Genomic DNA, 25,970 nt, shown 5'->3' on the forward strand with positions numbered 1-25,970 from the left:
TCTATCAACTGACGACCCGCAGTGCTTTACCGCTGAAGTATCCCTGCGCGTTTTCGGTCAACTGGCCCACGATCCGCTGACGTGCCTCGCAGCTGCCCCAGGCGTTGTGCGGGGTGACAATCAATCGCGGAATGTCGTGGGCCAGCAGCGGATTGCCGGCGGTTGGTGGCTCGACGCTCAACACGTCGGTGGCCGCGCCACCCAGGTGGCCTTTGCGCAAGGCATCGGCCAGGGCCTGTTCGTCAATCAGGCCGCCGCGCGCGGTGTTGACCACGAACGCACCGGGTTTCATCGAGGCCAGCTCACGGGCTCCGATGAAATGGCGGGTGTGTTCGTTGAGCGGGCAGTGCAGGGTCAGCGCGTCAATTTGCGGCAGCAGCTCATCCAGTGGCAAACGATCCGGTCGGGCAGGGCGCCCGGGAATCTGCCCGAGCAGTACACGCATGCCAAAGGCTTCGGCCAGTCGTGCGACCGCGCCGCCCAATTCGCCGTGACCAAGCAGGCCGAGGGTTTTGCCTTCCAGTTCGACAATCGGGTAATCCAGCAGGCAGAACTGTTTCGCCTGCTGCCAGCGACCTTCGCCGACAGCCTTTTGATAATCAGCCAAGCGCGTTGCCAGATTGAGCAGCAACATGATCGTGTGCTGCGCCACCGACGGCGTGCCGTAACCCTGACAGTTGCAGACAGTAATCCCGTGGGCGCGGGCGGCGACGAGGTCAACGTTGTTGGTGCCGGTGGCGGCGATCAGGATCAGCTTCAACTCGGGGCTGGCAGCGATGGCGGCGGCATCGATCGGGATTTTGTTGCTGATGACAACGGTGGCGCCCTTGAGGCGTTCGATCACTTGGTCCGGCGTGGTTTGGGCAAAAAGCTTGAAGTCGCTGAAACACTCTTGCAGCGGGCTGAGGTCGAGGTCACCCAAGTCCAGGGACGGGTGGTCGAGGAAAACGGCGCGGTGAGTGTTCGTCATCAACTGTACCTTTTGTGCAATGAACTGAAGGCGTAATCTGCCGAGCCTATCAGATGAAACAAACAGTTACGCTTGGCCAAAAGGATCCCCCCATGTACTGGACAGAGTTTTTGACCGTTGCCCTGATTCACTTGTTGGCCGTAGCCAGCCCCGGCCCGGACTTTGCCGTGGTGGTGCGTGAGAGCGTGACTCATGGTCGTCGCGCTGGCACCTGGACCGCGTTGGGTGTCGGCACCGCCATTTTCCTGCACGTCGGCTATTCGTTGCTCGGCATTGGCCTGATCGTGTCCCAGTCGATCGTGCTGTTTAATGCCTTGAAATGGGCGGCCGCCGCGTACCTGCTGTACATCGGCTTCAAGGCCTTGCGAGCACAGCCGGCCCAACCTGCGACTGATCATTTGCACAAGGAAGCGGGCGAGCGCACTGCTCGCGGCGCTTTCACTTCAGGTTTCGTGACCAACGGCCTGAACCCGAAAGCGACGCTGTTTTTCCTTTCGCTGTTCACCGTGGTGATCAATCCGCACACGCCGCTGACGGTGCAGGCGGGCTATGGCATCTACCTCGCGGTGGCCACCGCTGTGTGGTTCTGCCTGGTGGCCATGCTGTTCAGTCAGCAGCGCGTGCGCGCAGGTTTTGCCCGGATGGGCCACTGGTTCGATCGGACCATGGGCGCGGTACTGATCGCTATCGGGGTGAAACTCGCATTTACCGAAATGCACTGAGTAGCGGTTAGCGATGTAATACCAGCCGCTTGAAGCGTTTGAAGCTGGTTCTGTTGAGGTGTCGCCAGGGAATCGAGCGCAACAGCTGCCAGGCTTCTTTCTTGTCCTCGACCACGGCATATTTGAGGGCCTTGTTCACCAGTCTGGTGCGGGCGCTCTGATAGCCGGGATGGTTCACGTACGGCGCGATCGCCTCAAGGTCCGCCTGGAGCAGCGTCCGGTATTTTCTCGACAGGTTGTTGGCATGGCGGCGATAGCGGGACATGCAGATCGGCAACTCATGGATCTCATAACCCAGCCGGGCAATCCGCAACGTCATCTGAAAGTCCTGAACCCGCAGCTTCGGCGCGTAGAAGTCGGCACTTCGCATCGCTTTCATGCGATAGAGGGCAACAGGGGCGCCGACCACGACGGCACCTCTGAGGACCTGATCGAAGTTGTAGGTGTGTATCCGGTCGCGGTGTTGTTGCTTGATGGTGTTGCCATCACTGTCCATGTAGCTGACCAACGCACCTACGCAGCCGACGTTCGGGTGCTGGTCCAGGTATTCGGCGCGCATGCGCACTGACCCCGGCAGCATGATGTCGTCCAGGTCCGGGGTCGCCACATAGACGCCTTTGGCGTATCGCAAGCCGTGGTTGAGCGCCGCGCTCACGCCCTGGTTCGGTTGCGAATACAGCTGGAAGTCATAGGTTTGTTGCAATCGCTCGAGAATGGCGAGGCTGTCGTCGCTGGACCCGTCATTCACGATGATGACTTCGAAGTTCGGATAGTCCTGGGCGAAGATGCTCTTCAGGGCGTCTTCCACAAATTTTTGCATGTTGTAGCAGGACGCTACGATGGAAACCAGGGGCGCAGGTGTCGATGGGCAGTGCTCGGGGGCGTTCAGTTCAATGCTCATTATTTATGCAATACCGATGGCGTTTGACCAGGCAGGTCTAGTGAACAAGATCCTTCTCTTGAAGATGAGGTGAAGGCCGGGGTGACCAGGGGGAGGCAACCTGTTTGGCTGCCAACCGATCGGCTCATCATGTCCGTATGGTACGTAGGCTCACAGACAAGTGTTACGAGCATGCGTTGCAACGTTTTACAACGCAACTGCCGAATTCCCGACGAAACAGTCCAGACAGTGGCGCAAAGCTAGCATTTGCCCCTGTTCTGCAAATCATTCCTTTGGCTGATTTGGCTGGCGCCCAAGGGCACTAAAGTGCTTACTTTCAGCCACGACCGTGTAGTCAGAAAAGGGACTCTTATGTTGCAGACTCGCGTTATCCCTCCAGCCGAAGGCGCTTACCAGTATCCGCTGCTGATTAAACGGCTGCTGATGTCCGGCGCTCGTTATGAAAAAACCCGCGAGATCATTTACCGCGACCAGTTGCGCTACAGCTATCCGACCCTGATCGAACGGGTGGCCAGGCTGGCCAACGTGTTGACGGCAGCCGGCGTCAAGGCCGGGGATACCGTGGCGGTGATGGACTGGGACAGCCATCGTTATCTGGAATGCATGTTCGCCATCCCGATGATTGGCGCGGTGATCCACACCATCAACGTGCGCCTGTCACCGGAACAGATCCTCTACACCATGAACCACGCCGAGGACCGCTTTGTGCTGGTCAACAGTGAGTTCGTGGGGCTTTACAACGCGATTGCCGGGCACCTGACCACCGTCGAGAAAACCTTGCTATTGACTGACCTGCCGGAAAAAACCGCCGACTTGCCGAACCTGATCGGCGAGTACGAGCAGTTGCTGGCGGCCGCGAGCACGCAGTACGACTTCCAGGACTTCGACGAAAATTCGGTCGCGACCACGTTCTACACCACCGGCACCACCGGTAATCCCAAAGGTGTGTACTTCACCCATCGGCAACTGGTGCTGCACACCATGGGGGTGTCGACCATCATGGGCGCCATCGACAGCGTGCGGTTGCTGGGCACCAACGACGTTTACATGCCGATCACCCCGATGTTCCATGTGCACGCCTGGGGCCTGCCATATGTGGCGACCATGCTCGGGCTCAAGCAGGTCTATCCCGGTCGCTATGACCCTGAGTACCTGGTGGAGCTGTGGCGCAAGGAGAAGGTCACCTTTTCCCATTGCGTGCCGACCATCCTGCAAATGGTCCTCAATGCCAAAGCGGCGCAAGGCACGGATTTCGGCGGCTGGAAAATCGTCATCGGCGGCAGCGCGCTGAACCATGCCCTTTACGACGCGGCCAAGGCCAAGGGCATTCAATTGACCGCCGCGTATGGCATGTCGGAAACCGGGCCGTTGGTATCGTGTGCACACCTCAATGACGAGCTGATGGCCGGCACCGAAGACGAACGCACCACGTACAGGATAAAGGCCGGTGTACCAGGCCCATTGGTGGAAGCGGCGATCGTCGATACCGACGGCAACTTCCTGCCCGCCGATGGCGAGACCCAGGGCGAACTGGTGTTGCGTGCGCCGTGGCTCACCGAGGGCTATTTCAAGGAGCCGCAGAAAGGCGCAGAGCTCTGGGCCGGAGGCTGGTTGCACACCGGTGACGTGGCGACTCTGGACAGCATGGGTGTGATCGACATTCGCGACCGGATCAAGGACGTGATCAAGACCGGCGGAGAGTGGATCTCCTCCCTGGACCTTGAAGACTTGATCAGTCGCCACCCTGCGGTACGCGAAGTAGCAGTGGTGGGCATCGCCGATCCGCAGTGGGGCGAACGTCCGTTCGCCCTGCTGGTGGTCCGCGAAGGCCATGAGATTGGGGCCAAGGAACTGAAGGAACACCTCAAGCCGTTCGTGGAACAGGGGCACCTGAGCAAGTGGGCCATCCCAAGCCAGATCGCCCTTGTTACTGAAATTCCCAAGACCAGTGTCGGCAAACTCGACAAGAAGCGTATTCGTGTCGACATCACCGAATGGCAAGCTAACAACAGCACCTTCCTCTCGACGCTTTAAGCGTCACCTGGCGTGCCCAAAAGGGCACGCCAGCCCCACCAAGCAAGCGCTTGGCTTGTCAAATCTGAAATTTCAGCCATTCTTGCCGTGCCGACGGGTGTCGGCTTGGCAAAGGACTGTTCCAGAGTGGCTGGCAGCTGCAAATCACACTTTAGAGGGATCAAGCAGTACTACCTGCTGGCTATAGTCCGCTCAAGGATTTTTAAGAACGGGGCAAACGCACAAACCGGGGCGATGCAACTTTGGAATGACTTGGGGACACCTTGGCTCCCCGTCATCCAAGCGTTTTTAAAAGTGCTCACTGCCATAACAATAATGCACATGGAGTAGCGTCGATGACATCAGTAAACCAGTTCTGGCGCCGGGCAAAACTGCCCCTGGCGGTCAGTCTTGCCTCTTCGCTCGCCGGGCCAGCATTCGGCGTCAGTTTCAACGTTGGGGAAATCGAAGGTCAGTTCGACTCGTCCCTGTCGATCGGTTCCAGCTGGTCGACTCAAAGTCCCAACAAGAACCTCATCGGCGTCAACAACGGCGGCCGTGGCCTGTCCCAGACTTCGGACGACGGTCACCTGAACTTCAAGAGTGGCGAAACGTTCTCCAAGATCTTCAAGGGTATCCATGACCTTGAATTGAAATATGGCGACACCGGCGTTTTCGTCCGTGGCAAATACTGGTACGACTTTGAACTCAAGGACGAAAGCCGTCCGTTCAAGGACATCAGCGACAACAACCGCAAGGAAGGCGCCAAGTCCTCCGGCGGTCAGATCCTCGACGCTTTCGTCTACCACAACTACGCCGTTGCCGATCAGCCGGGCTCCGTGCGCCTGGGCAAGCAAGTAGTAAGTTGGGGTGAAAGTACCTTCATCGGCGGTGGTATCAACTCGATCAACCCGATCGACGTGTCCGCGTTCCGTCGTCCCGGTGCCGAGATCAAGGAAGGCCTGATCCCGGTCAACATGTTCTACGTCTCGCAGAGTCTCACCGAGAACCTCTCGACCGAAGCTTTCTACCAGCTCGAATGGGACCAGACCGTCACCGACAACTGCGGCACCTTCTTCTCGCAACCAGACGTGATTTCGGATGGCTGCGACAACAACCTGGCCGTACTGCGCACCCGGAACGGGCTCAACAGCGCATTGACGGCGGCGGGGCTGCCGGCTTCGTTGCGTAATGCCAGCATCAACACCCTGGCTGCCAGGGGCGTCACCTGGGGAGACCCTGATGAAGGCGTAATCGTTCGTCGCGGTCCGGATCGCGATGCCCGTGACAGCGGTCAATTCGGCGTGTCCTTCAAATACATGTTCGATCCGCTGGACACCGAGTTCGGCGCCTACTTCATGAACTACCACAGCCGTGCGCCGATTTTCAGCGGCAAAGGTGCTCCGGCGAGCGCTTACAGCGCGGCGGGCCTGGTGGGTTCACTGAGGGCTGCGGGGGTTCCGGCCGGTGTCGCGGCAAGCCTGGCACCGACCTTGTTGCCATTGAACGTGGCCGGTAACTCCAGCTACTACGTCGAGTACCCTGAAGATATTCGCCTGTATGGCTTGAGCTTCTCCACGACGCTACCGACAGGTACTGCGTGGAGCGGTGAAGTCAGCTACCGGCCGAATGCTCCCGTTCAGCTCAACACCACCGACATTCTGTTTTCCGGTCTGACGCCGCTGAACCCTAACGTTTCCGTGCTCCAGGGGGCGCCAGGGGAGGATCAAAAAGGCTATCGCCGCAAGGAAGTGACCCAGCTCCAGACGACCCTTACTCACTTCTTCGACCAGGTGATGGGCGCCGAGCGACTGACCCTGGTGGGCGAGGTCGGCTTTACTCACGTTGGTGGTCTGGAAAGCACTAACAAAGCGCGTTACGGCCGTGACCCGAGCTACGGCCCCGGTCCATTGCCCGGTGGTCAGTGCCAGACATTGAACAGCGGCACCCTGGCCGGCGGACCACAAAACAACGTCAGTCGCTACTGCGAAAACGACGGGTTCACCACCGCAAACTCCTGGGGCTACCGTGGTCGTGCCATCTGGGAATACAACGACGTGTTCGCCGGTGTGAACCTCAAGCCGAACGTGGCCTGGTCTCATGACGTGGAAGGCTACTCGCCTGGTCCTGGCGGCAACTTCGAGGAAGGCCGCAAAGCGGTGAGCCTGGGTGTCGATGCCGAGTACCAGAACACCTACACCGCGAGCCTGGCTTACACCAACTTCTTTGATGGCAAGTACACCACCGTCGATGACCGCGATTTCGTTGCGCTCAGCTTCGGCGTGAACTTCTAAGCACTGCATTATCAGGACGAACACACCTATGAAAATAACAAAGAGTCTGTTCCACGTCGGTGTTCTGGGGCTTTCGCTGCTGGCGACCGGCGTCATGGCAGCGGTCCCTGCGGCCGAAGCGGACAAACTGGGCAAGAGCCTGACGCCGATGGGCGCCGAGATGGCGGGTAACGCCGACGGATCGATCCCGGCCTGGAAGCCGATGGCGAAAAACGCCGGCACCGCCGACAGCAAAGGTTTCCTGTCCGACCCGTTCGCCAGTGAAAAACCACTGTTCACCATCACCGCGCAGAATGTCGACCAGTACAAGGACAAACTCGCACCGGGCCAGTACGCGATGTTCAAGCGCTACCCGGAAACCTTCAAAATGCCGGTCTATCCGTCCCATCGCGGCGCGACCGTGCCGGATGCGGTGTTTGCCTCCATCAAGAAAAACGCCACGTCCACTAACCTGGTGTCCGGCGGCAACGGTCTGGAGAACTTCGAAACCGCCATTCCATTCCCGATTCCGAAGACCGGCGTCGAAGTCATCTGGAACCACATCACCCGTTATCGCGGTGGCAGCGTGACCCGTCTGGTGACCCAGGCCACGCCGCAGCCGAACGGCTCGTACAGCCTGGTGTACTTCCAGGACCAGTTCGTGTTCCGCGACAAGATGAAGGATTACGATCCGGCGAACCCGGGCAACATCCTGTTCTACTTCAAGCAGAAAGTGACCGCGCCGGCACGTCTGGCCGGTGGTGTGCTGCTGGTGCACGAAACCCTCGACCAGGTAAAGGAACCGCGTTCGGCGTGGGTCTACAACGCCGGTCAGCGTCGTGTGCGTCGCGCACCACAAGTGTCCTATGACGGGCCGGGTACTGCAGCCGATGGCCTGCGTACCTCCGACAACCTGGACATGTACAACGGTGCGCCGGATCGTTACGACTGGAAACTCGAAGGCAAGAAAGAGATGTACATCGCCTCCGACAGCTACAAGCTCGATGATCCGAAACTGAAATACGCCGACATCATCAAGGCCGGTCACATCAACCAGGACCTGGCTCGTTACGAGCTGCGCCGGGTCTGGCATGTGGTGGCTACCTTGAAGGAAGGTCAGCGTCATATCTATGCCAAGCGTGACTTCTACATCGACGAAGATACCTGGCAAGCGGCCGTGATCGACCACTACGACGGTCGTAATCAACTGTGGCGTGTGGCCGAAGCTCACTCCCAGAACTACTACAACGTTCAAGTGCCGTGGTACACCCTGGAAACCTTGTACGACCTGCAATCGGGCCGCTACCTGGCGCTGGGCATGAAGAACGAAGAGAAGTCGGCGTATGACTTCGGCTTCACCGCCACCACCAGCGACTTCACTCCGGCCGCTCTGCGCCAGGATGGTGTTCGCTAAGTTGTCCTGAACAGAGGCCGCATCCTCGAAAAACGCCCCGACTGGTTCGGGGCGTTTTTTTTGCAGTTCACAGCGATGTAGCCGCTATGGCCTGTAGGAGCCGAGCTTGCTCGCGATGGCGTCCGTATCATCTGCGCATGATTGTCGATACACCGCGTCACCACCAATCGCGGGCAAGCCATGCTCCTACGGTCTTTTTGTAGCCATTTGTAGCAATAACCTTCATTCCCTCTTCGTTTACCGCTAGTCTGCGGACATCTGCAACGCCGCCAACAGCATTTCAAACAAGAGCCGGCCATGACTGATCTGTCCCCACCTCCGGGCCCTGCAAGCGTTGCCGTCGCGGCACTGGACGGGCGTTTTTTTCGGCCTCCGTTGCCTGACGGCCATGTCCTGCGGCCTCGTCTGTGCGAGCGCCTGAGTGCGGGCCTCGGCGGCAGGTTGTTGCTGGTCAGCGCTCCGGCAGGGTTTGGCAAGAGTTCGTTGGCGGTGGAGTTCTGTCAGGGCTTGCCGGCTAACTGGCAAAGTCTGTGGCTGGGGTTAAGTCCGCGAGACAGCGATCCCGGACGTTTTCTTGAGCGGATGCTCGAAGGCCTCCAGGACTTTTTTCCGCAACTGGGCAGCCAGTCCCTGGGGCTGCTGAAAATGCGGCAGCGGCACCAGCCATTTGCCTTTGAGGAATGGCTGGACGGTTTACTCGATGAGTTGGCCGTGCACCTGTCAACGAGTACGCCCCTGCTGTTGGTGCTGGATGACTACCATCTGGCACAGGGCCCGGTTCTCGATCGCTGCCTGCAATTTTTCCTCAATCACTTGCCTGACGGTTTACTGGTCATGGTCACCAGTCGGCAGCGGCCGGACTGGCATCTGGCGCGCCTGCGGCTGTCGCGGCAATTGCTCGAGTTGAATGAACAGGACTTGCGCCTGACTCACGATGAAGCCTTGACCTTGCTTGATCGGCACAGCAGTTCCTTGCGCGGCGAAGCGCTGGAAAGCCTCATCCAGCGCAGCGAAGGCTGGGTTGCCGGGTTGCGTTTCTGGCTGTTGGCGGCGTCTGAAGCGGGCTCCCAAGGGGCTTTGCCGCAGACCTTGCATGGCGGGGAAGGGCTGATCCGCGATTATCTGCTGGAAGAAGTCATCGATTGCCTGCCCGCCGAGGTGCAGTCATTCCTTTACGACACTGCCCCTCAGGAACGCTTTTGCAGCGAACTGTGCGATGCCGTTCGCGAAGCCCATGACAGTGCCGAGATCCTGCGTTTTCTGCTGGCCCACCAGGTGTTCCTGGTGCCACTGGATGAAAACGGACACTGGTATCGCTACCACCATTTGTTTTCCGACCTGTTGCGCACCCGGCCTACCGCTCAAGCGATGGTGCCGGCGGCCAGCCTGCACCTGCGCGCCTGTCGCTGGTTCAATGCCCAGGGGCTGCTCGACGAGGCGGTTGAGCAGGCGCTGCGTGCCGGGCACCTGGATGTCGCGGCGAACCTGGTGCAGAACCTCTCCGAAGAACAATTGCTGGCCGAACAGAACGTCGGCATGTTGCTGCGCTGGAAAATGGATCTGCCCGACAGCCTGCTGGTCAGCACACCACGGCTGATCGTGTTGTACAGCTGGGCGTTGGGGCTGGCTTGTCAGCTGGACGCCGCCGAGGAGCTGGCCAGTCATTTGAGCCGCTTCCTGCCGGCCCCATCGGCCACTGCACAGAAGTCCATGCTGGCGCAATGGCTGGCCCTGAGCGGGATCATCGCCCGCGGGCGCGGCAATCGTGAGCTGACGCTGCGCTATTGCACCGAAGCGCAGGAAAGCCTGCCCGCCAAACGCTACGGGCAACGCCTGATGTGCCTCTCGACCCTGTCCAACCTGGCCATTGCCGATGGCGACTTGTGGCGTGCCCGCGAGTTGAACCGAGAATCTCTGGAGTTGGCGCAACGGGTCGGCAACCCGCTGTTCGAAGCGCTGGCCCATTACGATCGCGCTCGCGTACTGCAAGCGCGAGGGGAAATCCTGCGTGCACTGGATGAGGTGCGCCAGGGGCTGCAACGGCTGCAACCGTTATCCCCGCAACGGCTTTATGCAGTGCGCGCCCGACTGATTCTGTACGAAGGCTTTTTGCTAGCCTTGCGCTTGCAGCCCCAAGCTGCGCGGGCACGCTTGCAAGCCGGTTTGAATGAGGCGCGCGCCTGTCGGGACATCAGCGTATTGATCGGTCACTGCGTGATCGCCAGGCTTGAGGGAAGCAGCGGCGAATTCGCCAAAGCCTTCGCCGAACTCGCCGAGGCCGAGCGCCTGATGCACATCTGGGATGTGCCGCCGATCTACTACCTGGCGATGATCACCCTGGTCAAATGCGAGCTCTGGCTGTCGCAGGGGCGCACCGACCTGGCCGAAGCCTGGCTCGCTCGCTTGGGGCAGACCTACAACGGCGAACACGCGGCGGCCCCTCCAGAGTTCCATCCACAACTACCGCTGCATATCGAGTTGCAACAGGCCTTGCTGGAGGTCATTCAGGGGCAACCGATGCTGGCCGAAGGACGATTGAACGCGTTGCTTGAGCATAGGCAGCAAACGGGCAGGCAGTTGCTCAGCGTGATGGCGCTGACTCAAAAAGTGATGTTATTGCTGGGGAGCGGGCGCGAACCCGAGGCCCGCAAGGCCCTGGGTCAGGCGCTGGAAGCGGCGGCCGGTGGAGCGCTGCAACCGTTTGACCGGTTGTTGGCTGAACATCCGGACTGGCTGCGTACCCAACTTCAACTCGGTGTGCCGACGCCCGTTTCGCAGAGCCTTTCAGAGCAGCTTCCGGCAGTGTCAGCCCGGACGGCGGAGTCATCCGCCGCAGCGGAACAACTCAGTACGCGGGAAATGGCCGTCCTGCGACTGATTGCCCAAGGCTGTTCGAATCAGGAGATCAGCGATCAGTTGTTTATTTCGCTGCACACGGTGAAAACCCATGCCAGCCATATCAACAGCAAGCTTGGGGTTGAACGGCGCACGCAGGCGGTCGCCAGGGCGAAAGAGTTGGGTGTATTGCAGTAATCACCGATTAAAGACCTCTGGCACAAGGTGGGCCTTGCGATCAGAGGTTTCGGTCATTTCTCCTCGGAGGCAGTCACTCCGGGGCGTTTGCCTCACGTCGATTCAGGGCTTCAGGATCGACAGTAAGCCCAGGGAGCAGTCATCTTCGGTTTTACTGGCAATGGACTGTTGCAGGTTGTCACCCAGCACTTCTCTCATTTTTTTTCTGGGCAGCGTTGCATTCAGTTCCAGCAGCTTTTCAATCTCCGGGGCGGGGACGCCGCTGACTTTGTCATAGAGGCTTTCTGCGCTGCCGTCGCTTATGATCGCGAAGCCAGTCGTGGCTTCGATTGGCCCACGGTACAACCTGAGTCGCGACGCCGCTTTATGGTCAGTCAGAAGCAGGGGGCTGTTGGCAAGCTCGCCATTTTCCGGATGAGAAAGTGCCTGAAGTTGTCCGTCCGCATCAACGCTTGCGATGACGCCATCGCCCAAGTGGCCTGCCAGGTAGCGGCCTCTTGAGTAAGCGACGAATGACAAGTTGCAGGCCAGGTCATTGATCTCGCCGCCGAGCTTTGCAGATTTACGCCTGAACGCATCGAGGCAGCGATTAACCAGGCGCTGGGTTGCCTTCGCGTTGTGTTTGTCCATGTTTTGCCAGAGGCTTTCAAAGTTTTTGCAGACAAAGGCCAGGGTCGCCGTGACCGCTACCTGGGCGCCGATTGCAGAGCTGGCTCGGGAGCCGGCCCCATTGGCCAATGAAATGCAGGTCACCTCGTTGGACTCTCTGGCCGCGACATAGTCCTGGCAAGGGGTTTGAGTCTTGAGGTGCGAGCGTCCTGGCACAAACGCGCAGGTCGTTTTACAGCTGAAGTCTATCGGGATCTCAGGCATGGTTCAGACCTGTGCCCAGGCTTCGATACCTTTAATGTCCTGATGAAGGAGATAGTCTTCTTGCATGGGATTATCCTTTTTGGGCTGAGCGTTAGAAAAAACGCTTCAAGAGTCGTTTGAACCAGGCATTGGCTTCCTGCCGTCTTGTTTCAAAACTGGCGCGGCGCGAGGATAACCTATCAATTTTGCGGATCACAACCGCAGTACCCAGCCCTGGCACCAGGATTTAACCCATGCAAACCCCCAATACTGCCCTCATCCGAGAGACCTTCCCCGTCGGCCCTTTGCAGTGCAACTGCACGATCATCGGCGATCCGATCACCAAAAAGGCCATCGTGGTCGATCCGGGCGGTAACCACGAACTGATCCTCGCGCGGCTCGACGCATTGGGCCTGAAGGTGGTCAGCATCATTCACACCCATGCTCACCTCGACCACTTTCTGGCTTCCGGTCAGTTGAAGGAAAAAACCGGTGCTACCCTGCACCTGCATAAAGAAGATCAATTTCTGTGGGACAACCTGGAGATGCAATGCCAGATGTTCGGTGTGCCCTACACCCCGGTTCCGCCGCCGGATCGCTGGTTGGCCGATGATGAAGAACTGGCCTGCGGCTGTGGCGTGGCGTTGCACACGCCGGGTCATACGCCGGGCTCCATGAGCTTTTGGTTTTCAGAAGCTAAGCTGCTGATTGCCGGTGACACGTTGTTTCGTCGCGGGGTAGGGCGCACGGATTTGTGGGGTGGCGATCAGGCGACCATCGTGCGGTCGATCAAGCAGCGGCTGTACACCCTCGATGAAGAGGCGACGGTGGTGACCGGGCATGGTCCGGACACACGTCTTGGCGATGAAATGCGCGAGAACCCTTTTGTACGGGCTTAATTGTTACAGACGGAATTTTTGTCCGCTGAAACGATCCAACGCCCGCAAAGGTTTAATGCCTTGTCCGTTGCACCACAGAATGCAAAAAAAGTAGGAGCTCTACATGTTCACCAAGCAGCGTTTGATTATTGTCGCTACGGCTGTGGCCTTGCTGTCTGGCTGCGCCTCGCCTAACCCTTACGACAACCAGGGCCAGGCCGACGGTGGTTCCACGGGCATGAGCAAAACCGCTAAATACGGTGGCCTCGGCGCTCTGGCCGGTGCTTTGGCCGGGGCCGCGATCAGTCACGATAACCGTGGCAAGGGCGCGCTGATTGGCGCCGCGGTGGTCGGTGCTTCCGCCGCCGGTTACGGGTATTACGCCGACCAGCAAGAGAAAAAGCTGCGGGCCAGCATGGCCAACACCGGGGTGGAAGTGCAGCGCCAGGGTGATCAGATCAAACTGATCATGCCGGGCAACATCACCTTCGCCACCGATTCGGCGAACATCGCCTCGGGTTTCTATCAGCCGTTGAACAACCTGGCGGGCTCGCTCAAGGAGTTCAGCCAGAACCAGATCGAGATCGTCGGCTACACCGACAGCACCGGCAGCCGGCAGCACAACATGGACCTGTCCCAGCGTCGGGCCCAGAGCGTGGCGACTTACCTGACGTCTCAGGGCGTGAGCGGTGCCAACCTGTCGGCTCGCGGTGCCGGGCCGGATAACCCGATTGCCAGCAACGGTGATGCCAATGGCCGGGCACAGAACCGCCGGGTCGAGGTCAACCTGAAGGCGATTCCGGGTCAGCAGTATGGTGGTCAGCAACAGCAAGGTACGGTTCAGCAGTATCCATAAGCGTCTAACTGAACCCCAGGCGTAAAAAAGCCCGCTCGATCCTCAACAGATCGGGCGGGCTTTTTTGTGCCGTCAGTCAGGGCCTCTTCGCGAGCAAGCCCGCTCCCACAGGGGAGTGCATTCCAAATGTGGGAGCGGGCTTGCTCGCGAAGAGGCCCGAACTGGCAACTAAACCATCAGCAACAAAAAAGCCCTCGGACAATCACTTGTCCGAGGGCTTTTTCATGGTGCGCGAAACCTGATTACTTCTTCAGGCCGTAATGCTCATCGAGCATGCCCGGCGCGTTCGGGGCTTTGGGGGCGTAGTCGCGAGGCGGCTCCTGATTGCGCGGCGGCGTCAGGCGTTCCCGTGGGGCGGCTGCCGCATCAGCGTGCAGCGAGGCCAGCAGGCGTTGGCGGGTTTGCTCGTCCAGGGCCAGGCGGTTGGCGCCCTCGGCGAGGTGATCCTGCACTTCCTGATAGCTCTGAGTCAGCTTCTTGACCAGTGTTGCAGTGCTGTTGAAGTGGGTAACCACCTCGTTCTGATAACTGTCGAAACGTTCCTGAATGTCATCCAGCTGACGTTGCGTGCTGCTAGGCGCGGCATTCGGCACCAGGCGAGCGATCAGGAAACCAATGGCGACACCCACAACCAGGGCAAGAGTCGGTAACAACCAAACTAAGAGCGAGTGTTCCACGAGTCCTTCCTCTATAAACGGCTTTGCTTTACGTTAACGGCTCGAACCTGCGCTGTATACCGCGATTCACTCGCAATAGATTGGCACAGACAATTTGCTAGACGAGTCGACCCGATTCGAGGTCACGGAGTTCCTTCCTTGCTTATGCGCGAAACCCCTGTAGTGATTGATGGCCCGGTGGGTCAACTGGAAGCACTTTACCTGGAAAACGAGCAGCCCCGCGGCGTGGCGCTGATTTGCCATCCAAACCCGGTGCAGGGCGGCACCATGCTCAACAAAGTCGTCTCGACCTTGCAGCGCACCGCTCGCGATGCTGGTTTGATTACTTTGCGGTTCAACTACCGTGGCGTCGGTGCCAGCGAAGGCACCCACGACATGGGCACCGGCGAAGTCGACGACGCCCAGGCCGTTGCCGAATGGTTGCGGGCCAAACACCCCGAGTTGCCGCTGACGCTGTTCGGCTTCTCCTTCGGCGGTTTTGTTGCAGCCAGTCTCGGCGGACGTCTGGAAGCCAAGGGTGAGCCGCTCAAGCACCTGTTCATGGTTGCGCCTGCGGTGATGCGCCTGGGCGATCAGGATCAACTGCCGCAGCAAGGCGAACTGACGCTGATCCAGCCGGAAACCGACGAAGTCATCGATCCGCAGCTCGTTTACGACTGGTCCTCGAAACTCGAGCGCCCCCATGAGCTGCTGAAAGTGGCAGAATGCGGACACTTTTTTCATGGCAAGCTGACCGATCTCAAGGATCTGATCCTGCCGCGTCTTTCGAATTGATTGCAGTCTGACAAGCGATTACCCATGACGACTCGTACCCGTATCCTCACCGGCATCACCACCACCGGCACGCCGCACCTGGGCAACTACGCCGGCGCGATCCGCCCGGCGATCATCGCCAGCCGTGACAGCAATGCCGATTCGTTCTACTTCCTGGCCGACTACCACGCCCTGATCAAATGCGATGACCCGCTGCGCATCCAGCGCTCGCGTCTGGAAATCGCCGCGACCTGGCTGGCCGGTGGCCTGGATGTGGAGCGCGTAACCTTCTATCGCCAGTCCGACATCCCGGAAATCCCCGAGCTGACCTGGCTGCTGACCTGCGTTGCCGCCAAGGGCCTGCTCAACCGCGCCCACGCCTACAAGGCATCGGTGGACAAGAATGTCGAAACCGGCGAAGACCCGGACGCCGGCATCACCATGGGTCTGTACAGCTACCCGGTGCTGATGGCCGCGGACATTCTGATGTTCAACGCTCATAAGGTGCCGGTCGGTCGTGACCAGATCCAGCACGTGGAAATGGCCCGTGACATCGGCCAGCGCTTCAACCACCTGTTCGGCCAGGGCAAAGAATTCTTCACCATGCCCGAGGCGTTGATCGAAGAAAGCGTCGCCACGCTGCCAGGCCTCGACGGTCGCAAGATGTCCAAGAGCTACGACAACACCATTCCGTTGTTCAGCAGCGCCAAGGAAATGAAGGACGCGATTTCGCGGATCGTCACCGACTCCCGCGCGCCGGGCGAGGCGAAAGATCCGGATAACTCGCACCTGTTCACCTTGTTCCAGGCCTTCGCCACCCCGGCGCAGTCCGAGGAATTCCGCAGCGAATTGTTGCAGGGCCTGGGTTGGGGTGAGGCGAAGAATCGTCTGTTCCAGTTGCTCGACAGCGAATTGGGCGAATCCCGCGAGCGTTATCACCAGTTGATCGAACGTCCGGCGGACCTGGAAGACATGCTGCAGCTCGGCGCCAAAAAGGCTCGTTCGGTGGCGACACCGTTCCTTCACGAACTGCGTGAAGCGGTTGGCCTGCGTTCTTTCGTCGCTCAGACCCAGGTCGCGGCGACGACCAAGAAGAAAGCTGCGAAAGCCGCGCGTTTCGTCAGTTTCCGTGAAGACGATGGCAGTTTCCGCTTCCGTCTGCTGGCGGCCGACGGCGAACAACTGCTGCTGTCGCGCAACTTCGCCGACGGTAAAACCGCAGGGCAAGTGACCAAGCAACTGCAATCGGGCCAGCCATTGGACGTGCGCAGCGAAGACCTGAGCTTCAGCGTCTGGCTCGAATGCGAGTGCGTTGCCGACAGCCCGGCCTTTGCTGACAGCGCCGCCCGCGATGCTGCCATCGAGACCCTGCGAGTGGCTCTGACGCCGGTTCAGGAATAAATCAGCGGCTCGGCCCGACCAAGGGCTGATTGCCATTCCCACGGGCCGTCGCTACAGTGACGGCCCGTTTTTGTTGCCTTGCTAACGAATTATGACGCCCCTAGAACGATATCAAGCTGATCTGAAACGCCCGGAATTCTTCCATGACGCCGCGCAGGAAACTGCGGTGCGCCATTTGCAGCGCCTGTACGACGATCTGGTCGCGGCCTCGCAGAGCAAGCCGGGCCTGTTCGGCAAACTGTTTGGCAAAAAAGACGCGGCACCGATCAAGGGCCTGTACTTTTGGGGCGGCGTCGGTCGCGGCAAGACCTATCTGGTCGACACCTTCTTCGAAGCGCTGCCGTTCAAGGAAAAGACCCGCACTCACTTCCACCGCTTCATGAAGCGCGTGCATGAAGAGATGAAGACCCTGGGTGGCGAGAAAAACCCGCTGACCATCATCGCCAAGCGTTTCTCTGACGAGTCGCGAGTGATTTGTTTCGATGAATTCTTCGTCTCCGACATCACCGACGCGATGATCCTTGGCACGCTGATGGAAGAGCTGTTCAAGAACGGGGTGACCCTGGTCGCGACGTCGAACATCGTGCCGGACGGCCTGTACAAGGACGGCCTGCAACGTGCGCGCTTCCTGCCAGCGATTGCGCTGATCAAGCAGCACACCGAGATCGTCAACGTCGACAGCGGCGTCGATTACCGTCTGCGTCACCTCGAGCAAGCGGAACTGTTCCACTTCCCGCTGGATGATGCGTCCCACGAAAGCCTGCGCAAGAGCTTCCGCGCCCTGACGCCGGAATGCACGGCAGCCATCGAGAACGATGTGCTGATGATCGAGAACCGCGAAATCCGTGCTTTGCGCACGTGCGATGACGTGGCCTGGTTCGACTTCCGCGAACTCTGCGACGGCCCGCGCAGCCAGAACGATTACATCGAACTGGGCAAGATCTTCCACGCCGTGTTGCTCAGCGGTGTCGAGCAAATGAGCGTCACCACCGACGACATCGCCCGGCGCTTTATCAACATGGTCGACGAGTTCTACGACCGTAACGTGAAGCTGATCATTTCCGCTGAAGTCGAGCTCAAGGACCTCTACACCGGCGGTCGACTGAACTTCGAGTTCCAGCGCACCCTGAGTCGCCTGCTGGAAATGCAATCCCACGAGTTCCTGTCCCGGGCCCACAAGCCGTAGGATTTCGGAAAATGAAAAAGGTCTGCATCTGCAGGCCTTTTTTGTAGATGTGCTGATCCCCACTCGCTGCTACAGGTAGTTGTATCAGTCTTCCAGGAGGAAGCTGGCCAGTTCATCTTGCCGCTGGCAGCCGATCAGCAACCACAGCAAGACCCGGGCTTTACGCGGGCAAAGAAATCCAGCCATCGAAACACCTTTGCGGATCAAGTCCATCTCGCCGCCAATAAAGCCGTAGGAAGAGTGTGCGGTGGACCCGGAACCGGTCCGGGTTGCAACGATCACCGGGATTTTCCTGGCGATCTTTTCGATAACATCCGCCCAACTCTGCGAAACATGTCCGGCACCGAAACCGCCGATCACCAGTCCGTCATAACCCAGTTCAAGGATGTTCTCCAGTAACAGCGTGTCGGCAGAGAGCGACGTCTCCAGCATCGCAACCTTCTGCGTGGTCTGTTGCGGCAAAGGTAAAACCGTTCGCGGGGTTGGTGGGCGCAAATAGCGGGTGATGTTTTCCACAAGCATTCCGCAGGGACCAAAGGCTGGAGAGGAAAACGCCTGCAATGCCAGCGAATCGGTTTTACGCACGCGGCATGCCGCGTGAATCTGCCCGTTCATGACCACCTGAACGCCTCGCAGTCGACTGTTTTCAGCCAGTGCAACCCGGCAAGCATCCAGCAGATTCGCCGGACCATCAGCCCCTGCCTGCGCCGCCGAACGCATGGCGCCGGTCACGACCAGCGGTTCGTCGTGCTCCCACAAGTAATCAAAAAACGCGGCCGTTTCTTCAAGGGTGTCCGTGCCTTGGGTAATCACAACCCCGACGGCACCTTGCTTGATCTGAAAGTTGGCCCAGGAAAGGACACTCAGCAAAAACTCGAAATCCAGTGAGGCACTGGGCAGTAACCCGAGCGTTTCGACGTTGACCCGGGCCAGTGCCGTCAGCTCCGGTACCGACGCCAGCAGGGTTTCGCCGCTGACGGTCGGGACAACACCTTCGCCAGCGTTCCGGGCTTGCATGCTCACGGTGCCGCCGAGCGCGGCGATGGCCAGTTGGGGCAGGTCCATGTGATACCTCGCTTGTTTGTAATGAAAAGTGGCTGTACCCGGCTTCGAGTCCGGATACAGCCGGCTGGCAGCGTGCGTCAGTTGGCGATCAGCAGTCCGATAATCGGAATGATCAGCAAAGTGCTGATGGCCATGGACAGGACATTACCGATGTAGGCATGCATGTACGCAGGCACTCGCTGGGCAATGGCGCAAGCCAGGGGCGGTGCAATCAGCGCGCCCAGCAGTGCGCTCGAGAGGATCACCTGCCAACTGCCGCCATACGTCAGAACGGCCGCCGGCACCACGGACACCAATGGAACGTAAGTCGGATACCAGCCGCGTGACATCCATTGCCGACGCCAGATCACCACCCCCAGCGCTGAGGTCAACGCCTGGGCACCGATCAATTGGGGCAGCAGGCCCGAGCCGTATACCGGGCTCATCGGATTCCAGGTGTAAGCCAGCAATACACCCAGCAACAGGCCGAGGCTGGCCAACTCATTGCCAAAGAACGGCGCTTCCGAAAAATCGGCCAGCACCCGGCGCAAGCTCCAGATCACCCCGTAGTCGGGCGTTTTGGTATTGACGGTTGCGGGCGAAGGGGCGGATGGCTTCTCGCAGGTCTCGGACTTCACCAGGCTTGGCAGGTAACGGCAAAGCACGAAAGCGAAGACGCTGGCGACTGCCATGCCCAAGACATTACCGATGACGACAGGCAAGCCCAGGGGATTGCACACGTAGTTGACGAACAGCAGGCACGTCGGCGTGACCAGCACGGCACCCATGAATGCGCCATTGATCGTGACCTTCCAGCCACCACCAAACATCAGCACCATCGCCGCGGGCAGCGAAACAAACGCGGCAAACGTCGGTTGCCAACTGGTGGCGGTGACCGTCCAGCCCCACAGCAGGTTGCTCAGCAACAGTCCAAGCAACGAACTGGTCACCAGCCACGGCCACAATCCAGTCCCATAGGAAATGGCAAAACCTTGCCAGGTTTTTCCTGTGCGATTCGCCCAGTAGGCCAGATAGGCGCCGGCCAACAACCCGATAGAGGCGAACTCGTGCTTGTAGAACGCCACCTCGCTGATGTCGCCCAGCACCCAGCGCAACCACGCAGCCGGTTCGGGAAGGCCGGAGACCATGTCGCTGTAGCTTGGCCAATGCGCTTCCCAGGCGGAACGGTGGGTCAATGAAAGCCAGATTATCAGCAGTGCCGTGCCGATCATCAGCAGGATGATCGCAAGATCCAGTGGCGATCTGGCGCCAGGCCGGTTTTTTTCGGTTGTGATGTTCATCGGTTAGCCCCCTTTTCAGCGCGGCAGGCAAGGGTGCTGGGTGTAACCGAGCATTTGATCGTAGAGATCGGCGCGACGATCGCGATGCAGATCGTTCAAATTGTTCCAGATCGGCGCGCTTCGGGAGCTGGTCAGGTCGATATCGGCAAACAGGATTTGTTCCTGGTCCGCTGACGCCACGGCGCCAATCGGCCAGCCATTCGTACCGGCAATCAGTGAGCAGCCCAGATAACGAGCCCCTCGTTCTTCGCCGATCCGGCTGGCGGCGGCGATAAACACATTGTTGACGTGTGCGGCGGTCATGGTCAGGTACGACGCCATGCACTTGCCGGCTTCGTCGAACAGCGGTGGCGGTGTCCACACCCAGTTGTTCAGGCTGCAAATAATGTCCGCGCCTTGCTGGGTCAGGATTCGCGGTACTTCCGGGAACCAGATATCCCAGCAGATCAACAGGCCGATACGACCAATAGGCGTATCAAACACCGGAAAGCCCAGGTCGCCCGGCGTGAACCACAGCTTCTCCAGATTCCACAAATGGGCCTTGCGGTACTTGCCGATAAAACCGTCAGGGCCGACCAGAACACCGGTGTTGAACAGCCGCATGCCGTCACGCTCAGGTAATCCGGCGACCAGGTAGACCTTGTGGTTGCGGGCGAAGTCCATCCAGATTTTCACACTCGGTCCGTCGGGAATGGCCTCCGAATGGTCGAACGCGTCCTGCCGGTTGCTGAAGAAATAACCTGTGCTGGAAAGCTCGGGCAGCACGATGAGATTGGCACCGCCATTTACCGCCTCCAGTGCCAGTTCCAGACCATGACGCAAATTACCTGCACGTTTTTCCATGCCGACTTGTGGGTCGAATTGCACAACTGCTACACGAACAGGACTTGTTGGCTCGCTCATTCGGGATGACCTCTTTTTATTGTTATTCACGCTGTTTAATTGCGTGTTTATAAGAGTTGAAATGGCGTTTTTGCGTAAGTCAGCGGCTTCCGTTTGAGCTGTAGTCCGTGTCCGAAGATCGCGCAGGGCAGAGCGCCCGGGTTTCCCTGTCGGGGCGCAAGATGGCGTAATAGAGCGGTTTGACGCTGGCAGAACCAACGCGCAGGGCGCATTGGTTCGGGCAAGGTCTCAGGTGCGGATGCGGTATTGCGGGTAGTCGCTCATGCAGAATCCGCCGTTGAACACTGCTGCGGTTTTATTGCAGATATGAATCACGGCATCCACGGCGCCGCGAAAACAGGGCTCTGTCCAGCCGGCATCGACCGAAAACGATTCTCCGCAAAAATACAGGCCGGACAGATGTGAGAAATCCTGGTTGTACTTCATCAGGCTCACTGCGTCGTAATAAGTGCCGGGCCTGTATAACTTTGCGCAGCCCAAGGCGTTTCTGTCCGTCATCCAGCGTTGGACCAAAGCGTGTTCAGTTTGAATATAGGGGGAAATCCTCTCCTGGATATTGGCGCAATTCATCAATATCCGGTCGAGTTCCTCTACGCACTTCGCCACCAGTTCCTGGTCGTTGAACAACGCCAGTTTGGTGGCGTCATCCTCCCATGTGTAACTTAATAATATGCAGTCGTACGGATAATTCTCGTTGTAGCGATAGCTGTAAACGTCATGAATGAAACTGTCGGTCACAATGGCCTGGGGGACTCTGGTGTTACTCGAAAGGAAAGATTTACTTAACGGCGCATACACTTTGCAGCTGGTTTCCCAGTGTGCTGTTTTGTAAGCGTTGATCATTGCGAACGGCAACATGTGCTGATTGAAGTTTTCGAGCCGGACACCCGTTTCGATCAGCCAGGAAGGCAGGGTCATGATGACCGCGTCAAAGTCATTGAACAGTTCCTGCGATTGACAGGGCTGGCTGAATTTCCACGTGTAATGGACACGTATTTTTTGATCGTCCAGTTTCTTCAGTTTGTTGACGGAAGAGTCGGTGAAAAAACCGTCGCCCCTTTCAAGACAATGTTCGTAGAACGATTTGTGCGCGCTGTCGGTGTTCATGAATAGCAAGCATTCGTCCAGCGCCGCAAGACCGATATAGCGCGGACTGTCGAAAGGCAAGCCCTTCGCATCGAGAACAGCATCGCTGTGCAAGTACGGCGCGGGAAGCGGTTCGCCGCACGAATCGACCCTGCCGTGAACGAGTTGCAGGCGGCTGCTGAATCCGAAAATGGCGGTGCGCAGCGGGTAGAGCGCGCACACGTCATAAAAAGCGCCCCAGCTACCGTCGCCGATGCCTATCGAATAGAACAAGGTTGATTCGTGCGAGGTCATTCCGACTCCGCCAAAATCTCCAGGTTTGTCTTTATCCCAGGTGTCCAGCACCGGCATACAGACCAGCTCGCGAAACGAAACACGCTCGTACCTTTCGACGATCGCCGCCCAGACCGCTTCCCATTCCGGCGTGGCGTAGATCGGCGCAACCTGGCGAGTCATCCTGGCGGCAAAGGTTTTCCACTTGGCATAAACCGTTTGCAGCGCCTCGTCGGGTGGAGGGGTCAAGCCGTCTTTGTTCGTCCAGATCAACATGTGCGGATCCGCACGACCACCCAGGCTGCCTTCCTGGAGATAAATACCGGTCGAACTCACCCACGGGCTTCCCGGGTTGGGGAAATCCGATAGCGCCAGGTCAAATGCCTTGGCGTAGTAGGCCATCAGCGATCGACCCACTTTGGGTGGCTCGTTTTCCCTATTGAAGAATGGCAGACGCATGGCGCCCATTTCGAAAGGAGTATGACTTTCTTTTATTGAATGGCGGCCATGGACGGTCAGGTGTCTGCCGCCGATGCGTGTCGATTGTTCTATCAGTGTCACGTCGGTAAAACCGCAACGGTAAAGTTCCCGGGCGGCAGTCAGTCCGGTAACACCTGCGCCGATTATGCATATTTTATGGGTGGGATTGGTTGCCTTTGCGACGCCATGTTCCTGTTCGAGTAACGCCCGGTAGTCAAAGCACAAGTCCGGCGGATTGGGGAATCGGCCTGCCCAGTTCTTTTTAGTCTGGAGATTGTCGGTGTTGTTGTTACATGAAAGAGGTTGGGGAGTGGTGTCCGTTGTCATTGTCGATCTTCCCTGAAGTGCGGTTCAGTTGGCGGGAAGAATATGTTGGCGAATCCAGAAAGCAGCTCGCAAGAGTACAAAGGACTTGTCCGGTGCTCTGCATTCCGTTTTTCATGTAAGGGGAATAATCACTTTACCGTTCTCTTTAAACACGGTTGGTACAGGCAGTTTAATTTGCAAACAGGCGCCGCTTGGCAATTGCGTGGCGGCGCCTGTATCAACCGTTAGGCTGCTTGTTGAAACTGCTGCCGATACTGGTTCGGCGAGAGCTCGGTGTGCTGGCGGAACAGGCGCGCAAAGAAACTTGCATCGTCATAGCCGACTTCATAGCTGATGGTCTTGATGCTCTTGCGGCTGCCGGACAGCAGACCCTTGGCGGTTTCGATGCGCAGTCGTTGCAGGTAATGCAACGGCTTGTCGCCGGTGGCGGTCTGGAAGCGCCGCATGAAATTGCGGATGCTCATGCCGTGTTCGCGAGCCACGTCTTCGAAGCGGAATTTGTCGGCGAAATGTTCTTCGAGCCAGTGCTGGATCTGCAGGATGATCACATCCTGATGCAGCTTCTGACCGCCGAAACCGATTCGTCCCGGCGAGTAGCTGCGCTGCACTTCATAAAGAATGTCTCGCGCCACGGCCTGGGAGACGTTGGCGCCGCAGAAGCGTTCGATCAGATAGATGTAAAGGTCGCAGGCCGAAGTGGTGCCGCCCGCGCAATACAGGTTGTCGGCGTCGGTCAGGTGCTTGTCCTGATTGAGCTGAACCCGTGGGAAGCGTTCGGCAAACGCATTGAAGAAGCGCCAGTAAGTGGTCGCCTCCTTGCCGTCGAGCAATCCGGCCTCGGCCAGCCAGAACACCCCGGTGGCTTCACCGCACAGCACTGCGCCGCGAGCATGTTGCTGACGCAGCCAGGGCAGGACCTGTGGGTAGCGTTGGCAAAGGGTGTCGAAGTCGTCCCAGAAGGCGGGCAGGACAATGATGTCGGCGTTTTCCAGGCCGCCGTCCACCGGCATGATCACGTCACTGAAGCTGTTTACCGGTTTGCCGTCGGGGCTGACCAAGCGGGTTTCGAACGCCGGAGTCAGGCCTTGGCCCAGTTGTTTGCCGTAACGCAGGCTGGCCAGGTGGAAGAAATCCTTGGCTTGCATGAGGGTGGAAGCGAAAACCCGGTCGATAGCCAGGATGCTGACGCGCCGCAAGGGCGTGGAGACTTGGTTAGACATAATTCAACTTTATTCTTATAGGGGAAAGTGGTCACCAGACGGCTGGATCGTCTTATTTTTTGTCGCATGTGTCCAGTGTCCTGTGCCGGAGGCGAGGCATAGTCTTTGAGGATCAATTCCGGCTAACAATAACGACAGGTGCCGCATGATCCCCAGAACCTTGTTCAGCTCAGAGCACGAACTTTTTCGCGACAGCGTGCGAGCGTTCCTCGAAAAAGAGGCCGTGCCGCTCCATGGGCAATGGGAAAAACAAGGCTATATCGACCGCAAACTCTGGAACAAGGCGGGGGAGGCGGGGATGCTCTGTTCGCATCTGCCGGAAGAATACGGTGGCCTGGGTGCTGACTTTCTCTATAGCGCGGTGGTGATCGAAGAGATCGGTCGTCTCGGCCTGACCGGTATCGGTTTCTCCCTGCATTCGGACATCGTCGCGCCTTACATCCTGCATTACGGCAGTGAAGCGCTGAAACACAAATACCTGCCGAAACTGGTGTCTGGCGAAATGGTCACGGCGATTGCCATGACCGAGCCGGGTGCCGGTTCCGACCTGCAAGGGGTGAAAACCACCGCGGTGCTCGATGGCGACGAGTATGTGATCAACGGTTCGAAGACCTTCATCACCAACGGCTTTCTCGCTGACCTGGTGATTGTCGTGGCCAAGACCGATCCGAAAGCTGGCGCGAAAGGCACCAGCCTGTTTCTGGTGGAGGCCAACACCCCGGGCTTCGCCAAGGGCAAGCGCCTGGAAAAAGTCGGCATGAAGGCCCAGGACACTTCGGAACTGTTCTTCCAGGATGTTCGGGTGCCCAAGGAAAACCTGTTGGGGCAGGCCGGGATGGGCTTCGCGTACCTGATGCAGGAATTGCCGCAGGAGCGTCTTACCGTGGCCATCGGCGGGCTTGCTTCGGCTGAAGCTGCGTTGCAATGGACGCTGGATTACACCCGCGAGCGCAAGGCATTCGGCAAGGCAATCGCCGACTTCCAGAACACCCGCTTCAAACTGGCGGAAATGGCGACCGAGATTCAGATCGGTCGGGTCTTCGTCGATCGCTGTCTGGAGTTGCACTTGCAAGGCAAGCTCGACGTGCCGACCGCGGCGATGGCCAAATACTGGGGAACAGACCTGCAATGCAAGGTGCTCGACGAGTGCGTGCAGTTGCATGGCGGTTACGGTTTCATGTGGGAATACCCGATCGCCCGGGCGTGGGCGGATGCGCGGGTGCAGCGGATTTATGCGGGGACCAACGAGATTATGAAGGAGATCATTGCGCGGTCGCTTTGATTTGCAGCGACTATCAGGTCGCTATCGCGAGCAGGCTCGCTCCCACATGGATCCGTGTCGATCACAAAATGGTGGTCAGACCTAAATCCAATGTGGGAGCGGGCTTGCTCGCGAAGGCTTTTTAA

20 protein-coding genes are annotated in these 25,970 nt (G+C 58.6%); 11 read left to right on the forward strand and 9 right to left on the reverse strand.

Translation table 11 applies throughout. From position 1 onward, the window contains the following. Positions 1 to 4 precede the first annotated feature (4 nt). Positions 5 to 970: a 2-hydroxyacid dehydrogenase gene (locus tag PFAS1_RS16440; protein ID WP_076029815.1), complete on the reverse strand. Its 966-nt coding sequence runs from the start codon at positions 968 to 970 to the stop codon at positions 5 to 7. A 92-nt stretch (positions 971 to 1,062) separates the two neighbouring features. Between PFAS1_RS16440 and PFAS1_RS16445 the strand changes: the two genes are divergently transcribed. After that, positions 1,063 to 1,692 (forward strand): LysE family translocator, encoded by a 630-nt coding sequence (locus tag PFAS1_RS16445; RefSeq protein WP_076029816.1) that lies wholly within the window; start codon positions 1,063 to 1,065, stop codon positions 1,690 to 1,692. 7 nt (positions 1,693 to 1,699) lie between these two features. Here the strand turns inward: PFAS1_RS16445 and PFAS1_RS16450 are convergent, their stop codons facing one another. Further along, on the reverse strand, positions 1,700 to 2,593 hold the full coding sequence (locus PFAS1_RS16450) for a glycosyltransferase family 2 protein (protein ID WP_074880154.1): 894 nt from the start codon (positions 2,591 to 2,593) through the stop codon (positions 1,700 to 1,702). Positions 2,594 to 2,944: 351 nt separating this feature from the next. Here PFAS1_RS16450 and PFAS1_RS16455 point away from each other — a divergent pair, with 351 nt between their 5' ends. The 4 genes from PFAS1_RS16455 (at position 2,945) to PFAS1_RS16475 (ending at position 11,326) form a co-directional block, all read left to right on the forward strand. Further along, a complete protein-coding gene (locus PFAS1_RS16455; protein WP_076029817.1) occupies positions 2,945 to 4,627 on the forward strand; it encodes a fatty acid--CoA ligase in 1,683 nt (560 codons plus the stop codon). Positions 4,628 to 4,962: 335 nt separating this feature from the next. Further along, a complete protein-coding gene (locus tag PFAS1_RS16465) occupies positions 4,963 to 6,900 on the forward strand; it encodes a DUF1302 domain-containing protein (RefSeq protein ID WP_076029818.1) in 1,938 nt (645 codons plus the stop codon). Positions 6,901 to 6,928: 28 nt separating this feature from the next. After that, the gene (locus tag PFAS1_RS16470; protein ID WP_076029819.1) at positions 6,929 to 8,293 is read left to right on the forward strand and encodes a DUF1329 domain-containing protein; all 1,365 of its coding nucleotides are present in this window, start codon (positions 6,929 to 6,931) and stop codon (positions 8,291 to 8,293) included. A 297-nt stretch (positions 8,294 to 8,590) separates the two neighbouring features. Beyond that, the gene (locus tag PFAS1_RS16475) at positions 8,591 to 11,326 is read left to right on the forward strand and encodes a winged helix-turn-helix domain-containing protein (protein ID WP_076029820.1); all 2,736 of its coding nucleotides are present in this window, start codon (positions 8,591 to 8,593) and stop codon (positions 11,324 to 11,326) included. Between the two features lie 102 nt (positions 11,327 to 11,428). Here PFAS1_RS16475 and PFAS1_RS16480 read toward each other — a convergent pair whose 3' ends face one another. Continuing rightward, positions 11,429 to 12,199, reverse strand: a complete 771-nt coding sequence (locus PFAS1_RS16480) for a PP2C family serine/threonine-protein phosphatase (protein ID WP_076029821.1) — start codon at positions 12,197 to 12,199, stop codon at positions 11,429 to 11,431. 233 nt (positions 12,200 to 12,432) lie between these two features. On the opposite strand from PFAS1_RS16480, the gene PFAS1_RS16485 reads away from it, so the two are divergent. Together PFAS1_RS16485 and PFAS1_RS16490 are read left to right on the forward strand one after the other, a co-directional pair. Beyond that, the gene (locus PFAS1_RS16485; RefSeq protein ID WP_046048274.1) at positions 12,433 to 13,077 is read left to right on the forward strand and encodes an MBL fold metallo-hydrolase; all 645 of its coding nucleotides are present in this window, start codon (positions 12,433 to 12,435) and stop codon (positions 13,075 to 13,077) included. Between the two features lie 103 nt (positions 13,078 to 13,180). Continuing rightward, positions 13,181 to 13,912 carry a YiaD family glycine zipper/OmpA-like lipoprotein gene (locus PFAS1_RS16490; RefSeq protein ID WP_076029822.1) on the forward strand — a complete coding sequence of 244 codons (732 nt, stop codon included), beginning with the start codon at positions 13,181 to 13,183 and terminating at the stop codon, positions 13,910 to 13,912. A gap of 242 nt (positions 13,913 to 14,154) precedes the next feature. On the opposite strand, the gene PFAS1_RS16495 is transcribed toward PFAS1_RS16490, so the two are convergent. After that, positions 14,155 to 14,589 carry a Z-ring associated ZapG family protein gene (locus PFAS1_RS16495; RefSeq protein ID WP_008155956.1) on the reverse strand — a complete coding sequence of 145 codons (435 nt, stop codon included), beginning with the start codon at positions 14,587 to 14,589 and terminating at the stop codon, positions 14,155 to 14,157. Positions 14,590 to 14,733: 144 nt separating this feature from the next. Here PFAS1_RS16495 and PFAS1_RS16500 point away from each other — a divergent pair, with 144 nt between their 5' ends. From PFAS1_RS16500 to zapE, 3 genes are all read left to right on the forward strand, one after another. Then, complete coding sequence (locus PFAS1_RS16500; protein ID WP_076029823.1) at positions 14,734 to 15,363, forward strand: alpha/beta hydrolase; 630 nt, start codon at positions 14,734 to 14,736, stop codon at positions 15,361 to 15,363. A gap of 24 nt (positions 15,364 to 15,387) precedes the next feature. Continuing rightward, positions 15,388 to 16,743: a tryptophan--tRNA ligase gene (locus PFAS1_RS16505; protein ID WP_076029824.1), complete on the forward strand. Its 1,356-nt coding sequence runs from the start codon at positions 15,388 to 15,390 to the stop codon at positions 16,741 to 16,743. Between the two features lie 91 nt (positions 16,744 to 16,834). Further along, on the forward strand, positions 16,835 to 17,929 hold the full coding sequence (gene zapE, locus PFAS1_RS16510) for a cell division protein ZapE (RefSeq protein ID WP_074880131.1): 1,095 nt from the start codon (positions 16,835 to 16,837) through the stop codon (positions 17,927 to 17,929). 84 nt (positions 17,930 to 18,013) lie between these two features. Here the strand turns inward: zapE and PFAS1_RS16515 are convergent, their stop codons facing one another. From PFAS1_RS16515 to PFAS1_RS16535, 5 genes are all read right to left on the reverse strand, one after another. After that, positions 18,014 to 18,994, reverse strand: coding sequence for an asparaginase (locus tag PFAS1_RS16515; RefSeq protein ID WP_076029825.1), 981 nt, complete (start codon positions 18,992 to 18,994; stop codon positions 18,014 to 18,016). Between the two features lie 77 nt (positions 18,995 to 19,071). Continuing rightward, complete coding sequence (locus PFAS1_RS16520) at positions 19,072 to 20,274, reverse strand: threonine/serine exporter family protein (protein WP_076029826.1); 1,203 nt, start codon at positions 20,272 to 20,274, stop codon at positions 19,072 to 19,074. A 15-nt stretch (positions 20,275 to 20,289) separates the two neighbouring features. Further along, complete coding sequence (locus tag PFAS1_RS16525) at positions 20,290 to 21,177, reverse strand: nitrilase family protein (RefSeq protein WP_076029827.1); 888 nt, start codon at positions 21,175 to 21,177, stop codon at positions 20,290 to 20,292. Positions 21,178 to 21,405: 228 nt separating this feature from the next. Continuing rightward, entirely contained in the window at positions 21,406 to 23,343 is a 1,938-nt protein-coding gene (locus PFAS1_RS16530) for a flavin monoamine oxidase family protein (protein WP_076029828.1), read from the reverse strand. 224 nt (positions 23,344 to 23,567) lie between these two features. Next, the gene (locus PFAS1_RS16535) at positions 23,568 to 24,464 is read right to left on the reverse strand and encodes a GlxA family transcriptional regulator (RefSeq protein WP_173860460.1); all 897 of its coding nucleotides are present in this window, start codon (positions 24,462 to 24,464) and stop codon (positions 23,568 to 23,570) included. A gap of 244 nt (positions 24,465 to 24,708) precedes the next feature. Between PFAS1_RS16535 and PFAS1_RS16540 the strand changes: the two genes are divergently transcribed. After that, positions 24,709 to 25,845 (forward strand): acyl-CoA dehydrogenase family protein, encoded by a 1,137-nt coding sequence (locus tag PFAS1_RS16540; protein ID WP_076029829.1) that lies wholly within the window; start codon positions 24,709 to 24,711, stop codon positions 25,843 to 25,845. The last annotated feature ends 125 nt before the right edge of the window (positions 25,846 to 25,970 follow it).

The sequence above is a fragment of the Pseudomonas frederiksbergensis genome, assembly GCF_001952935.1.
GTDB classification, from domain to species: domain Bacteria; phylum Pseudomonadota; class Gammaproteobacteria; order Pseudomonadales; family Pseudomonadaceae; genus Aquipseudomonas; species Aquipseudomonas frederiksbergensis.